Source organism: Bernardetia sp. MNP-M8 (assembly GCF_037126285.1).
Taxonomy (GTDB): domain Bacteria; phylum Bacteroidota; class Bacteroidia; order Cytophagales; family Bernardetiaceae; genus Bernardetia.
Genome location: NZ_CP147012.1, coordinates 1,684,849 through 1,699,710, shown reverse-complemented (window position 1 = coordinate 1,699,710; position 14,862 = coordinate 1,684,849). Strand labels below are relative to the sequence as shown.

The following is a 14,862-nucleotide window of genomic DNA, read 5'->3' as shown; positions in this document are numbered from 1 at the left end:
ATTCTAATTATTGGACTACTTCACGATACTCTCTGACAGCACGAAAAATAGCAGAAGCTAAAATCGCTTGTCCGTATTCGCTATTGAGATATACTTCTTCTTTTGCGTTACTCATAAAACCTAATTCTACCAAAACGGCTGGCATTTTTGTGTTTTGAAGAACAAATAAGTTATGTCCTCTGTCATCTGTTGTTTGAAGTTTTAATACTTTTCTTTTTGCTCGTTCAGAAAGTTGTTTTATCAGTTTTTTGGCAAAAATTTTACTGAATTTTATGTCGTGATTATGAATATGAACCTGCGAACCATAAATACTTTTTATAGGATTGTGGTTGGCATGAATACTAATAAATAAATCAGCACTCGAATCATTTGCTATTTTTGCTCTATCTTCTAAGCTCACAAAAGTATCATTTTTACGAGTATAAACTACTTTTACATTTTCTAATAAATTTTCTAAATAACCTCCCAGTTGTAAAGCAACAGGTAAAACCACATCTTTCTCTTGTTTAAACCTTTTTAAGTCTGAACATTCGTTTCCAACATCATAGCCTCCATGTCCTGCATCAATGACAACTACAAATAGTTTTTTTTGAGTAGCATCTAAAAAAGAAAAACTACTTCCTATTAGAAAAATGACTAAAAAAGAGCTAAATAAAGCAAAATATTTAATTTTAGAAAAGTAGTAATATTTCATTTTTTGGATAGATAGATTTATAATTACATTTTAGAGACAAACTAAAGTACAAATTTTTTGCTAGAATGTTTTTTTGATTCTATTTTAACGAACCAAAAAAGGCTTTCCATTTTTAAAAATAGAAAACCTAATTTATAGTTTAACTTTAAGAATTTATTAGTCATTCACTAATCATAAGCATATATTTTTCTTTGTTTTCAAAAATTATCCAAAGATTAATAAGCAAAAGAACAAAACCTATAATCATTCCTGAAGAATCTTGAAAAATATGAAAAAATACAATTCCTATAGTAATAGGAAAAATCATGATAGCAGCCAAAGCACGAGTTTTTGGAATGATAATCAAGATTCCTGCAACAATTTCTACAATAGCAATTAGAGACATAATCCAACCAGATTCTACAAAAGCAATCATTAGTTTGGTAGCAGCTTCTGGCATCTCAGGCATAGGCATGTAGTGAAGAAATTTATTAAGTCCACCATTAATCATCATTAGACCAAAAAGAAGACTGACAATAAAGAGAATTTTACTTTTCATTGTTTTGATTTAAAAAATTGAGTTTATGAATTGATATAAAAGACTAAAATTTTATACGCAATTTATGAAATATAGTTGTAGGTACAATTATAATTTATTTCAAATAACTCAAAAGCTGAATAGCTTCCATTGCAGGCTTAACATCATGAACACGCAAAATTTTTGCTCCATTCTGAATAGCTATTGTATTCAAAACTGTAGTTCCATTTAGTGTTTCTGAAACAGGAATATCAAGGCGTTTATAAATCATAGATTTACGAGAAAGACCTGCTAAAATAGGTAATTCGAACTGCTCAAAAATGGCTAAATTTTTCAGAAGAAAATAATTTTGGTCTATCGTTTTGGCAAATCCAAAGCCTAAATCAAGAATAACTTCTTCTACTCCATAATTTTTCAAAGTCATTATTCGATTATGAAAATAAGTCATCATTTCTGCAATGATATTTTCATAATTGGTTAGTGTTTTCATCGTTTGAGGTGTTCCTCTCATGTGCATCAAAATATAAGGCACTTTCAAATTTGCTACCGTTTCAAACATTTGATTATCCAAATTTCCACCAGAAACATCATTTATCAAATCAGCACCTGCATTTATGGCTTCCCTAGCTACTTTTGAACGAAAAGTATCAATAGAAATAATAGCGTTTGGAAATTCTTTTTTTATAGCTGAAATTGGATGTACAACTCTATTTATTTCTTCTTCGATAGAAATATCATCAGCATTTGGACGAGTAGAATATCCTCCAATATCCAAAATAGTTGCACCTTCTTCTAACATTTGAGATGCTTTTTTGAGAATATGTTTTTCAGTAGTTATTCTACTTTCTTCATAAAAAGAATCAGGTGTAACATTCAAAATCCCCATTACAATTGGTTTTTGTAAGGAAATGAGTTGATTTTTTAGACGTAGGGTAGGGATGATTGAGGTTTGCAATAAGAATTAATTTATAGTTTTTTGTCTAAATCAAATTAGCTACACTAACTTTTATAAATATAAAAGGCAACGTAGCTAATTTTTTTATTCATGTATTTGTACTTAATTATTAAGCATTTACCATTGCTTCTTTTTCTACCAAGTAACGTTCTGCATCAAGAGCAGCCATACAACCTGTTCCTGCTGCTGTTACAGCTTGACGATAAATTTTGTCTTGAGCATCTCCAGAAGCAAAAACTCCAGGAATATTAGTAAGTGTGCTATCATTTTGTGTAATTAAATAATTACTTTCGTCCATATCTAATTGCCCTACAAAAATATCTGTATTTGGTTTGTGTCCAATGGCTACAAAAAATCCTTCTACAGCAATCTCATAACTTTCATTCTTTTGATTATTTAGAAGACGAACCGAAGTTACATTTTCTCCATCTCCCAAAATTTGCTCTGTTTCTGTATTCCAAAGAATTTCGATGTTGTCTTTTGTCATGACACGTTGTTGCATGATTTTGGAAGCACGAAGTTCATCACGACGAACAATCATATATACTTTCTTACAAAGTTTTGCCAAATAACTTGCTTCTTCACAAGCAGTATCTCCACCACCTACAATTGCAACTGTTTGTCCTCTAAAGAAAAAACCATCACAAACAGCACAAGCAGAAACACCTTTTCCATTGTATTCTGCTTCAGAAGGCAAACCTAACCACTTTGCAGCAGCACCAGTAGAAATAATAACTGATTCGGCTTCTATTCGTATTCCAGAATCGTCATAAGCAACATGAACTCCTCCAGTTTTGCTAAATTCTACCTTTTCGATAACTCCATAACGCAAATCTGTTCCAAAACGACCTGCTTGTTTATCCAAATCCTGCATCATTTGAGGACCCATTACACCATCAGCATAACCAGGGAAGTTTTCTACATCATTTGTGATAGTAAGCTGCCCTCCAGGTTGTTGTCCTTTATATAAAATTGGTTCTAGTCCTGCTCTAGCTGCATAAATAGCTGCTGTATAACCTGCTGGACCTGAGCCAATAATTAGGCATTTTGTTGTATGTATTTCTGACATAATTCTTTTTTTATTTTTTGGTTGTTAATATAAAAATGTTTTTAGTTGGTTATCTTTTCCCTTTAATCAACGTATCAACATAATTTCATATAAGTTACAAAATAAACGATTTTTTATGAGAAATGGTTTTGAAACTACTAAATATCAGATTTTTATTAGAATTTCAACTCTTCTCCTTCATAAAACTCTAATACTTTTATTCTAAAAATAAATTCATATTTGGCTCTAAGCAAATCAGCTTGTGCAACAGAAAGGTTATTTTTTACTACTGTATACTCTGTACTGTTGGCTGCCCCTGCTTCAAGTCTTTTTTCCATTACTCTAACAGTTTCTTCTAATGCTTTGACACGCTGCTGACTAGCTTCAAAAGAGGCTTTTGCAGCACGAGCCGAAATATAAGCCTGTTCGATGGTTTGATAGAGTTGAGTACGAACAAGTTGAGAGTTTAATTGAGCATTTTGAGTCTGAATTTGCGCTCTTTGAATGTTATTATCTACTTGAAAACGATTAAAGATTGGAATTTGAAGATTTAATCCTAGATTATATCTAAAGGATTCATTAAGCTGACTAAAAAAACCAAAATTTTCTGTTCCAAAAGCTACATTGGGACGTACTACATAATCTGCTGGAAGTCCTGCTCCATCTGGAATATATCCAAGTGTATCTACACCTACAACGGTCTGAGTGGTAAAATCAGAACGAACTCTTTGATTACTTGTATAATTCGAACCTGCTCCTCCTATTAAAGAAAGTATAGGTAACCTACCTGCTTCTGCAATATCAATTCCCTTTTTTGCTACTTCAATGCTGATATCTGCTCCTTTTATATTAGGCTGTGTAGTTTCGGCAATCTGATAGATTTGATATGGATTTTTAGAGTCTAAAACTGCTGAAGGATCATCTACTTGTGGAGTAACAATATCAAACTCTTCAGTAGGTGAAAGTTGCATAAGTTGGCGAAGTTGTAATTTTGCTAACATTAAATTATTTTCTCCTAAAATAATCTGTTGTTGATCGGCTGCTAATTGTGCTTCCAAATCATATAGATTTGCTCTAGGCAGAACACCTGCTTCTACAAGTTGTGCTGTTCTATCATATTGTGCTTGTGTGCTTGTCTTCTGACGACGAGCATTTGCTGCAATTTCTTTATTCAAAACAACCTGTAGATAGTTACTAGCAATATTTAGCATCAAGTCATTTTGAGATTGTCCATAGTTGAGCTTATCTGCTTCTACTTGAAGTTGATTTTGTTCAATTGTATTCTTTAGACTAAAACCATTAAAAAGAGTAACAGAAGAATTTAGAGACAAATTATTGGTTTGAATACGCTGATTTACAAAGCTATTTGAAAAAGGGTCAATCGAACGTCCCCAATTATAATTATGAGAAATAGATGCGTTAGCATTTGGTAATCTGTTATCTTTTGATTGTTTCAATGTTAATTCAGAATTCTCAATACCAAGTTCACTTATTTTAAGTTGTATATTCTGACGAAGTGCATACGAGATACAAGAGTCAAGTGACCATTCTGTTGTATTTTGAGCAATTGTTTGTCCTGATAACAAGAAAAAACAAACACTAAAAAAAAAGCTAGTGAGTAATACCAGCTTCTTACCTTTTTTACATTGCATATCTTTCATAGTTGATTTAAAATTCTTGAGTATATATTTTCTTATTAGAAGAAGCCAAAATAAATAAAATCTATTTATATAGAGCTACCAAATCAGTAATTGATTTGTTAAACTTTTTAAAAGAAAATTACAATTTTATCAATATTAATTTTCACGAGTAAAAAATGTATATATAAATTGTTGATTTACAGGTGTTTAATTGAGGTTGTTAAAGAATGTCTAGAAAAAAGTAGACGTAGTAAACAACATCTTTTTTATGACTTTATCTTTGAAAAAAATGATTAATAATACTCAATTAAAAGTTATTATTCACCAATCACTTTCTCCTTCTTATATATAGGAACAAAGAAACCAATTTGAAAAATAATATCTCTAGTTTGGATAGTTCGCTCTGAATCTGATAAATATCTATTGAGTTTATAATCAAAAGTATTAATGTTATTGAGTCCGTATCTATATCGTATAGAAGCCTGAATACTTATATTTTCAAAATTAAAAGAAGGAACAATTCCTATTATTGCTCCATAATTAAGCTTTTCAAACTGATTGTCTGAATTTGTATCATAGAATCCACCTACATGTATATTAGGAGCAACTACTTTTCCAAATGAGTTTTGTAAATAAGCAACCGAACCTCCAGCTTCCAAAGAAAGCGAAAACCAATCTTTAATAGAATAAGAATATACTCCTAATAAATTAAAATCATAAGTAGAAATGGAATAGTCTACTTTGCCTTCTGTAAGAGCAATTTGATATAAAGTGTTATTACTTCTATACTTTCCCACATTAATTTCGGGCTGAATACTAAATTTTGAATTAATTCTATAATTAGTAAAAACAGTAATAGAAGAACCAATACCTGTTGTATTTTGATCATTTTCTAAAGGACTAGCTATTTCAAGTTTTCCAATGCTAATGCCCCCACGAAATCCGATACTAAAATTTGTACGTATTTTTTTTGTAAGTAAGGCAGAATCTAAAGAAGCAGAAGAGCTTAATGTATCTATTTGTAGAGAATCATTTGTGTTACCGTCTTGAGATTGTGAAAAAGCAGACGAAATAAAAAATAAATTAGTCAAAAGACTAAATAATAATAAAAAAAATAAATTAAAAGAATTTGTCTGTAAGTGATTTATATACAGGTGTTTAAGTGTGTTTTTTTGATTGATGTACCACATAGAATTTAATATTTCTGAAAAAAAATGAAAGAATTTTGATTTTTTTTTAACCAAATGCAACCTTTTTTAGTAGTTGTTGGGTCTTATAAGCATAACAGACAGTTCGCTTGTCTGCAAAGCTACTACATTCGTGATAAAGGCTTTAGAAACTTCTCAAAAAATAATTTAAAAAACTAAAATTTTTTAAGATATAGAATGAAAAACATTCAAATAACTTGGAAAAAAATAAAAATTATTTTTGAAAAACGTTTTGTAAGTCTCAAAACTAATAATTACCTTTGCATTCACAAGTGTAAACTACTAAGTGCGCAAAAAATTGATATTCAATTACACTAAACTCTATTGTTCCATGAACAAAAATCTTTTTATTTATTCATTCAAGTACCTTGCTGTTTTATTGGCATTGGTTACTTTCTCATCTTGTGAACGTGATGAGTTCACAGAAGCAGATGCTTATGCTTTAGAGCAACAACGTCTTGAGCTTGAAAACACTCGTAATCAAGATAACTTAAACAACGATGTAACTCGTTTAGAGCAAACTCTTAGAGTTCGTCAACAAATAGAAGCTCTTACTCGTGCTAACGCAGGTGGTAGAGTTCTTTATTCTGTTGTTGTAGTTCCAGGTAGTGATGCTGCTTTCTCTAGTGGTCGTTTTGAAGAAGTTGAAGGTCTTGACGGTGCTGTCGTTACTGTATCTCAATTTACATCAGGTGATGTTACTGGTCAGTCAGGTATCAGCCAAGAAGTTACTACTAACGCTGCTGGTGTTGCTTCATTCGAACTTTACAGTGGTGAAGTTACTGTAAGTATCGTATCTGATAACTATGGTACTGTAAACTATACAGCTAACCTTACTCCAGATGGTGGTGTTGCTAATGGCGCACACGTTGCTGTAAGTAATGTTATTCCTGTATTTGAAAACCCTCTTAATCCTCCAGCTGGTACTCCTGAACTTGCTGAAATCAAAGGATTTGCTTTTGCTGAAACAGATATTACTTTCGGTAATAACTTTGAAGAGCCAGCTCCAGACGGCGTTAAAGTACGTGCTTTCATTGACGTAAACGCTGCTTTTATGGCAAAATACGTTAATCCAATGAACGGTACTGACGAAGGTACTAACATCAATGGAAATATTACTAAGTCAGGTATCGTAAGACGTATCGCTTATGAGAATGCTGTTTCTACTACTGGTACTACTGTTCTTACTGATTTGACAGATGATAGTGGTGTTGATGTAACTGATGGAGCTACTCAAGGTGGTTTCTATAGTGTTAATGTACCAGGTACTGCATCTGGTCTTCCAATTAAGATGAAGTTTGATGATTTCGCTGCAAATCGTACTTACGTATTTGGTAACGGTATCACTCAAACAGGTTCTACTGACGGTGATTTTGGTACAGGTACTAAACGTTTCCTTTACACTCAGAATACTGAGATGGGTGGAAACCAAACTCCAACTCCTTTCTTTACAGGAGAATCAGACTTAGCTGCTGTTTACTCTACTGTAAACTTTGACTTCGTTACTACTGACGCTACTGCTACTGCTAGTATTGCAGGTGGTGATAGAGTTTCTGCTATTTCTGTAAGTGATGGAGGTTATTATTATGAAGCTCCTACTGTAACTATCGGAACTTCTGCAAGTGGTGTTACTGCTACTGGTACAGCTACTTTGGTAGATATTCCTGCAACTGCTACTGGTGATGCTGCTGATGCAAGAGACAGAGGCTTGAAAATGGTAGGTAGTGTTACTGTAACAAGTGGTGGATCAGGTTATGCTGCTGCTCCTGCTGTTACATTTACTCGTAAGTCGTATACAGGTCGTGTAGGTGGTGTTCCAGTTGCTAATGGTACTGGTTCTGTAGCTGCTCCTAGCTCTCAAATTACTTATATCCGTATCATGAACGGTGGATTTGGAATGACTCCTTCAGTTGCTCCTGGTACTCCAGTTACAGGTGTAGGTGCATATACAGGTGTTGCTCCTGGTGTTGTATTCAACAACAATATTATTCCAACAGGTGGTTCTTTAGCTACTGCTACTGCTATTGTTGATGAAACTGTAGGTACTGTTACAGAAGTTCAATTAACAGGTGGTGGTGACGGATATGATGATACAAGCCTTAATATTACATTTAATTATGGTGAAAATGGTAACGTATCTCCTGCTGCTGCTGGTGATGAACTATTTATAGTAGATGCTGCTGGTGCATTAAATTGGAATAATGGTGGTGCAGGTGCAAGAAACCTTACAGGTCCAGGTGGAGATATTTCATTTAATGGAGGTACTAATTATACATTTGTACCTAGTATTACAGCTACAGGATTAACTGCTCCTGCTGGTGCAACTCTTCCAACTTTTGTTGCTACTGTTACTAATGGAGTTATTACAGGTATTGAAATACAAGGAGCTACTTCTGGATGGGGAGCTGTTGGTACAGAAATAAATGGTACTATTAATATTAATGCTAACCCTGATGCTGTAGGTGTTTCTGCTGAAGGCTTTACTCAAGGTGGAAGTATTGATAGCTATATCCTTACTAACTACGGTACTACAAATGATGTGTATCAGTCAACTGTAACAGCTGCTGGTGAATCTTTTGATTACTTGACTACGCTTAATGATGGTTCTGGTACTATCGTTGATGGAAATGGTGTTGCTGTAGCTCCTGCTGACTACGCAGATAACAGTGATTTCATCGTAGTATTTGAAAATCCAACTGCTGGTGGTGGTGTTAATGCTTGGGGTTACCCAATCTTTGATAACTCTGGTAACAGCTTAGTAGGTTTGTTCATTGTAAACCAAGGTATTGGTTATACTAATCCTGCTCCTGCTGCATACAACTTCTGGGTAATTCCTGCTGACCTTGACGGTAACAAAGGAACTGCTTTAGCTGAGTATGCTCAATCTGCTGACGGTGGTGCAAATGCAAATGCTTCTGCTTCTCTTAATGCAACTAACTTGACTATCACTTTTGATACTCCAGGTTCTGGTTATGCAGTTCGTCCTGAATTCAGACTTTCTGGTGGAAATCAGTCTGCTGAAGATTTAGCTGCTATCAATACAGCTATTAATGGTGCTATTCGTAACAACCTTACTTTTAACGAAGCTGGTGAGATTACTAATACTTCATTATCTTATACAGGTGCATTGCCATTCTCTGCTGCTGATTTAGCTACTAACCCAGTAAACGTTGCTATTAGCGTAGCTCGTTTAGAAAATGAGTTTACTGCTTCTGCTAACAGTCGTAATGGTACTTACCTTACACCTTATGCAGCAGATGCTTCTACATATGCAGCTGGCTTCAAGTACTGGTTAGGTACTAACCCAACTACTGATGCAACTGCGTTCTTTACTGCAATTGCTGGTACTGTTCCTGAAATTACTGGAACATATATTACTCCTCCTACTTTCAATGTAACATTTGGTGATCAAGATGCTACTACTGGTGGAACTGGTACTGCTACATTGAATCCAAGTGCAATGATTGATGGCTTAACTTATACACCAGGTTCTTTCCCTACTACTGCAGTAACGGTTAATGGTGTTACAGTTACTTCATTCTTGTATAATGGTAATGATCCTTACTACAATGCAATGGGTGAGCGTTTCAGAACTATCGGTGGAGCTAGTAGCTTTGACGTGTATTCTGGTATGACTTATATCCGTGACGTAAACTACGGTACTGGTATCGAATTAGAATAATTTTAGTCTAACGGCTTTAATGATTCATATTTGAATCCTTTATATATAAAAAGAAGGCTAAGGGCAACCTTAGCCTTTCTTTTTTGTCAAATTATTTTATAAAAATTAATGCTAATCAAATTATTAATTAAAAATTTTATGCGTTATTTATCTTCTTTGTTATTTGTAATTGTTGTAATTACTTTTTATTCTTGTACAAGTTCTACAGAAAATAAAGATTCTGAAAGTGAACAAAACGAAGAAATTGAAACTCTAGCTGCTAACTGGAATGATACTACCACTATGGGAAAAGTAATCAATAGATATTATGAAGATTCTTTACTTAAAGATGGTAAAATAGCTATGGAGATTGAAGATCCTCTTATGAATAGTAGATTGCCTTATCGCTATCCACAAATACAAAAGGTATTGCGTCCAAGATTTAAAAAAGTATCTCCTACTGTAGGTTATATGCCTGTTTTGATGACTACTTCAAAAGATAGTGTAATTGTAGATTTTCAAATTACATGGAAAAAAGGAGAGTTTGTAGTTACAGATAAGTTTTTACAAAAAGTAGGAAATGAGCCACGTTATGAATGGATAGAAAATGATGGTTATTGGGTGCGAAGAGATGTTATAGATGAAGAAAAATAGTGTTTTGTAAGTAATTACTTTCTACGACAAGCCTTTTAATTGAAAAATTAGAAGGCTTTTTTATATTTTATTGAAAAAGGCTGTTGAAACTAGTGATAAAATTCATGTAAATGATATTAAATTGATTGTTATGCTTCACTATCTAAAACTATTTCTAATAAATTCCGTTAATCAAATTAATAGAAATTGTATTTTTGACACTAACCTAACTTATATTTAATTGTTTCAACTAGTATTGTTGCTTGAACCAAGTAAATATAAAGTAACATATTTCCATTTATGAAATTACTAAAAGTAGCTTGTGCTGTTTTGAACCAAACTCCAATGCACTGGGAGCGCAATAAAAGAAATATTCTGCAAGCCATTCATGAGGCAAAAGCACGAAATGTAAGCGTTCTATGTTTGCCCGAACTGTGTATTTCTGGATATGGCTGTGAAGACATGTTTTATTCGCCTAATGTTTTGGAGCAGTCTATACGAGTTTTGTATGAAGTTTTGCCCCACACAAAGGGAATTATTACTTGTTTGGGACTTCCCATGATGTATCAAAACCGAACTTTCAATGCCTGTGCGCTTTTGGTAGATGGAAAAATTGCAGGTTTTGTAGCTAAACGTTTTTTGGCTGGAAATGGAATTCATTATGAACCTCGTTGGTTTACACCTTGGGTCGCTGATAAACATATAAATCTGTCTATTCAAAACCTAGAAACAAAAGAAACGGAAAATTATCTTTTTGGAGATATTTATTTTGATATTGGAGGAATAAAAATTGGTTTTGAAATTTGTGAAGATGCGTGGGTAGCTCATCGCCCTGGACGTGTTTTATCTAATTATGGAATTGATGTAATTATGAATCCTTCTGCTTCTCATTTTGCTTTCAATAAAATAAATGTACGTAAACGCTTTGTTTTGGAAGGTTCTCGTGCTTTTGGGGTGGCATATTTGTATGCAAATCTCTTAGGAAATGAAGCAGGAAGAGCGATTTATGATGGAGGGACAATTATAGCCTCAGCAGGAGAAATAGCAAATATTGGTCAGCGTTTGAGTTTTCATGATGTACTTGTTACTGATGCTGTTATTGATATTAATGCCAACCGAATTGCACAATCTCAGGCGAGTATGAATTTTGATTTGCCTTCTACTCAAGATAATAAAATAATAATTCCATACAATTTTCCAAATGTAGAACCTGAACCGTATGACCCAAGTGAATCAAAATGGGAATATAGTGATTCTATTCAAGAAGAAGAGTTTACACGAGCTTTAGCCTTAGGACTCTTTGATTATCTTCGAAAAAGTCGTTCGAATGGTTTTGTAGTTTCTCTTTCGGGTGGAGCAGATTCGGCAGCCGTAGCTTGTTGCGTATATTTATTGATAAAATTAGGTGTTGAAAATATTGGGTTAGAAGAGTTTAAGAAAAAACTTTATTATATTTCAGCTATTCAAAATTTAAGTACAGTTGATGAAGTTGCTAAAAAATTATTACTTACAGCTTATCAACCCACCGAAAACAGCTCAAACACAACTGAAAATGCAGCAGATAAGTTAGCAGAAGCACTAAATGCAACTCATTATACATTTAATATTAACGAGGTTGTGAAAGAATATCACAAAATTATTGAGCAGGGTTTGGATAGAAAACTCACTTGGCAAACTGATGATATTGCGCTACAAAATATTCAAGCTAGGGTTCGTGCGCCTTCTGTTTGGATGATTGCAAATATTTATAATGCTCTTTTGCTTTCTACAAGTAATCGTTCGGAAGCTGCTGTAGGTTATGCAACAATGGACGGAGACACAAGTGGAGGACTTAGCCCCATTGCAGGAATAGATAAACATTTTTTGAGAAATTGGTTAAAATGGTTAGAAATAAAAGGAGTTTTGACTTGGATTAATGATTCTGAATCGTCTTATTTCAAAATTGAAGCTCTAAAATTTATCAATCAGCAACAACCGACTGCCGAACTTCGACCTTTAGAAAATAAACAAACAGATGAAGATGATTTGATGCCTTATGATTTGCTAGATGCTATTGAAGAAGCTGCCATCAGAGATAAAAAATCACCTGCTGATTGCTTGAAGTTATTAAAACTAACTTTCAAGCAATACAACGAAAAGCAACTCAAAGAATGGACAATCAAATTTTTCAGACTTTGGAGTAGAAACCAATGGAAGCGAGAACGTTATGCGCCTTCTTTCCATTTAGATGATAAAAATCTTGATCCAAAAACGTGGTGTCGTTTCCCTATTTTATCTAGTGGTTTTGAATATGAATTGGAACAACTTGGCAATAATTGATTTCTCTTATAATAAAATACAAACTCTATTATATAAATATAGAGTTTGTATTCTTTTAAATAAGATAGTTTTTTCAAGAGTTAGAACTAATTATTTCTCTCCAAAAAGGGATTTTTTGATATTCTATACTTTTGTATTCCTTTGCATTTAATGCATCAACTTCTTTTCTCTCTTCTGTTGATAAATTCAAATGTTCACTTATTTCATTCAATAAATAATGTCTGAAATTCTGACCATAAATGATTGTATCACTTCCCCAAATAGATAAAATTGTATTTTGATGGTCATTCACTATAAATCTATGAGATTTAATAGGAAGAAGTTGAGGCGATTTTGCAAACTGTTCTTTAAAAATATGTTCTTTTTCTTGTTCTGACTTTGGTTTTTGTCCCCACGACTTTAGCCAAAAATTACATCTAGGATTTAAAATATCAAATAATATTTGTTCAAATGCCCAATTCAGTCTATATCTAATTTCTTCTTCATCTCTTATCCAGTTATAAAAGAAAGGGTCTTCTTCTAAATACTCATTAACCTCTTTTCTGTCTATAGAGTGAAGAATTTGTAAAAATGCTTTATGTTTGTCAGTAAAAGTTACTTGATATTTTTTCTCAACTTCTTCAATTTGGGATTCGGTTAGTCCGACCCATTTTGCACCAATAATCCACTTTTCACACTTATATATTTCATCTTTAGAAGCAATAGAATCTTGATATTCTTTACTCCAATAGTGTTCACTTCTTTTCTTTACCCATTTAAAAAAACTTACTGTGTTTGTTGGTATTAACATAATTTCCTTAGTTTTATTACTTCCTAAATCTATGTAAAAAATCCTCTCTCATTTCATCATTTCTTTTAAAATAAGTAAAGAGAAATTTTTTAATTTCTTCTTTTGAAAGTTTATCAAAAACAGACTCTATTTTATCTAAAACTGTGTTTTTAGGTAATTCTAGCCACATTTTAGAATCATGTATATAATACAAAACAGCTACTACATGTTTGCAGTTATTTCCATCATACGGACATGTACAATTCCATGCAATGATAGTTTCTTCTTCAATCTGAACATAAACTTTGTAATAAGTTGTTCCCAAAACAATGGCAAAAAATTCTCCTAATCCAATGGTATCTATCTCTTGAATATAATCTTGTTCATAGATATAAAATCCTCTGTCTAAAAAACGAGTTTCGATATGTTTTTCAAAATCGGTTATTTTCATAGAATTATTCTTATAGATTTTCTGATTCTTCTGTTCTAGTTTCTTCTTCTCTTTCTTCATTCAAAAACGAAATATCAATCCAGTAATTTTCTGGGTTTTCTAAATCTATATAAATGGGTAGTGTTTCTCTTTCTTCTAAAAGCTCAGTAGGGTCGGCAGCTAAAGGTTCACTCTTGAAAAGTAATACTCCTGAATTTTCATCTCTTTTCCATTCACAGAGAATAATAAAAGCAGGTTTGTCTTGTAGCATAATTTGTGGGTCTTGCACTACTGACTGAATTACACCTTCTAAAACACTTCCATTTTCTAAAAGCCAATTTCGACGGTTAGCTCGTAGCCAAATCATAAGTCCCCAAACAAGCCCTCCTCCCACAAATGCAATTCCTGTAATAGACAAAAAACTCATCCAAAACCACTCATAACGAACAATATGGGTATCATCTGGATTGATAATATCATAATAAATTTCTACTACTTCTCCAAGATTGTAACTAGAAAAGCGAGAAGCCTCCTGTTTTGCGTGTACCATTACTTTTTGGCTATCCAAGGCATAAAAACCAATGACAGGGTATGTTTTGTCTTCTGGGAGAGGTTTTATTTCGACTACTCTACCCAAAGTACGCTCATATTTTGTCTGACGAATTTGTTCTTTATTCCAACTTTGTGTAGCCAAAACAAGAAAAACCAAACCTGTCAGAATAAGTGATAAAGCGAGATAGAATGCCGTTCTTTTCATTTTTGATATTTTTTATGACAGCCAAAAAACTGTAAGCTAACCTATACTTAGTAGAAGTGAAAATTAAATAATATTTTTCATCTTAAAAACTATTCACTATCAAGGAATTATATTCGTAATTTTTAATTGTTTATTCACTATGCAAAATACATAAATTTTGTTCACTTTTTTAGCATTTAATTTCAAATTCTATATAACAAAAAACCTAATTCTGTTTTAGAATTAGGTTTG

The 14,862-nt window shown here is 32.9% G+C and carries 12 protein-coding genes; 3 read left to right on the top strand and 9 right to left on the bottom strand.

Annotated elements, in window-relative coordinates:
• Positions 1–7: 7 nt before the first annotated feature.
• From V9L04_RS07035 to V9L04_RS07010, 6 genes are all read right to left on the bottom strand, one after another.
• Complete coding sequence (locus tag V9L04_RS07035; protein ID WP_338793379.1) at positions 8–694, bottom strand: N-acetylmuramoyl-L-alanine amidase; 687 nt, start codon at positions 692–694, stop codon at positions 8–10.
• 160 nt (positions 695–854) lie between these two features.
• Positions 855–1,232 carry a DoxX family protein gene (locus V9L04_RS07030; RefSeq protein ID WP_338793378.1) on the bottom strand — a complete coding sequence of 126 codons (378 nt, stop codon included), beginning with the start codon at positions 1,230–1,232 and terminating at the stop codon, positions 855–857.
• 94 nt (positions 1,233–1,326) lie between these two features.
• Positions 1,327–2,097, bottom strand: coding sequence for a dihydropteroate synthase (gene folP, locus V9L04_RS07025; protein ID WP_338794189.1), 771 nt, complete (start codon positions 2,095–2,097; stop codon positions 1,327–1,329).
• A gap of 178 nt (positions 2,098–2,275) precedes the next feature.
• On the bottom strand, positions 2,276–3,235 hold the full coding sequence (trxB, locus tag V9L04_RS07020; protein ID WP_338793377.1) for a thioredoxin-disulfide reductase: 960 nt from the start codon (positions 3,233–3,235) through the stop codon (positions 2,276–2,278).
• Between the two features lie 155 nt (positions 3,236–3,390).
• Positions 3,391–4,875 carry a TolC family protein gene (locus V9L04_RS07015; protein ID WP_338793376.1) on the bottom strand — a complete coding sequence of 495 codons (1,485 nt, stop codon included), beginning with the start codon at positions 4,873–4,875 and terminating at the stop codon, positions 3,391–3,393.
• A 296-nt stretch (positions 4,876–5,171) separates the two neighbouring features.
• Positions 5,172–5,945 carry a porin family protein gene (locus tag V9L04_RS07010; RefSeq protein WP_338793375.1) on the bottom strand — a complete coding sequence of 258 codons (774 nt, stop codon included), beginning with the start codon at positions 5,943–5,945 and terminating at the stop codon, positions 5,172–5,174.
• 448 nt (positions 5,946–6,393) lie between these two features.
• Between V9L04_RS07010 and V9L04_RS07005 the strand changes: the two genes are divergently transcribed.
• The 3 genes from V9L04_RS07005 to nadE all read left to right on the top strand — a co-directional run bounded on the left by V9L04_RS07005 (position 6,394) and on the right by nadE (position 12,675).
• Positions 6,394–9,744, top strand: coding sequence for a hypothetical protein (locus V9L04_RS07005; protein WP_338793374.1), 3,351 nt, complete (start codon positions 6,394–6,396; stop codon positions 9,742–9,744).
• A gap of 138 nt (positions 9,745–9,882) precedes the next feature.
• A complete protein-coding gene (locus tag V9L04_RS07000; RefSeq protein WP_338793373.1) occupies positions 9,883–10,377 on the top strand; it encodes a hypothetical protein in 495 nt (164 codons plus the stop codon).
• 279 nt (positions 10,378–10,656) lie between these two features.
• Positions 10,657–12,675, top strand: a complete 2,019-nt coding sequence (gene nadE, locus V9L04_RS06995; RefSeq protein WP_338793372.1) for an NAD(+) synthase — start codon at positions 10,657–10,659, stop codon at positions 12,673–12,675.
• Between the two features lie 73 nt (positions 12,676–12,748).
• Here the strand turns inward: nadE and V9L04_RS06990 are convergent, their stop codons facing one another.
• From V9L04_RS06990 to V9L04_RS06980, 3 genes are read right to left on the bottom strand one after another with little or no spacing between them, the layout of a single operon-like run.
• The gene (locus V9L04_RS06990; protein WP_338793371.1) at positions 12,749–13,465 is read right to left on the bottom strand and encodes a hypothetical protein; all 717 of its coding nucleotides are present in this window, start codon (positions 13,463–13,465) and stop codon (positions 12,749–12,751) included.
• A gap of 16 nt (positions 13,466–13,481) precedes the next feature.
• Positions 13,482–13,895 (bottom strand): SWIM zinc finger family protein, encoded by a 414-nt coding sequence (locus tag V9L04_RS06985; protein WP_338793370.1) that lies wholly within the window; start codon positions 13,893–13,895, stop codon positions 13,482–13,484.
• A 10-nt stretch (positions 13,896–13,905) separates the two neighbouring features.
• Complete coding sequence (locus tag V9L04_RS06980; RefSeq protein ID WP_338793369.1) at positions 13,906–14,631, bottom strand: DUF3592 domain-containing protein; 726 nt, start codon at positions 14,629–14,631, stop codon at positions 13,906–13,908.
• Positions 14,632–14,862 lie beyond the last annotated feature (231 nt).

Coding starts and splice junctions, on each gene's coding strand:
- V9L04_RS07015 (WP_338793376.1), bottom strand. CDS start 4,875: ATGAAAGATATGCAATGTAAAAAAGGTAAGAAGCTGGTATTACTCACT.
- V9L04_RS07035 (WP_338793379.1), bottom strand. CDS start 694: ATGAAATATTACTACTTTTCTAAAATTAAATATTTTGCTTTATTTAGC.
- V9L04_RS07000 (WP_338793373.1), top strand. CDS start 9,883: ATGCGTTATTTATCTTCTTTGTTATTTGTAATTGTTGTAATTACTTTT.
- folP (WP_338794189.1), bottom strand. CDS start 2,097: ATGGGGATTTTGAATGTTACACCTGATTCTTTTTATGAAGAAAGTAGA.
- trxB (WP_338793377.1), bottom strand. CDS start 3,235: ATGTCAGAAATACATACAACAAAATGCCTAATTATTGGCTCAGGTCCA.
- V9L04_RS07005 (WP_338793374.1), top strand. CDS start 6,394: ATGAACAAAAATCTTTTTATTTATTCATTCAAGTACCTTGCTGTTTTA.
- V9L04_RS06990 (WP_338793371.1), bottom strand. CDS start 13,465: ATGTTAATACCAACAAACACAGTAAGTTTTTTTAAATGGGTAAAGAAA.
- V9L04_RS06985 (WP_338793370.1), bottom strand. CDS start 13,895: ATGAAAATAACCGATTTTGAAAAACATATCGAAACTCGTTTTTTAGAC.
- nadE (WP_338793372.1), top strand. CDS start 10,657: ATGAAATTACTAAAAGTAGCTTGTGCTGTTTTGAACCAAACTCCAATG.
- V9L04_RS07030 (WP_338793378.1), bottom strand. CDS start 1,232: ATGAAAAGTAAAATTCTCTTTATTGTCAGTCTTCTTTTTGGTCTAATG.
- V9L04_RS06980 (WP_338793369.1), bottom strand. CDS start 14,631: ATGAAAAGAACGGCATTCTATCTCGCTTTATCACTTATTCTGACAGGT.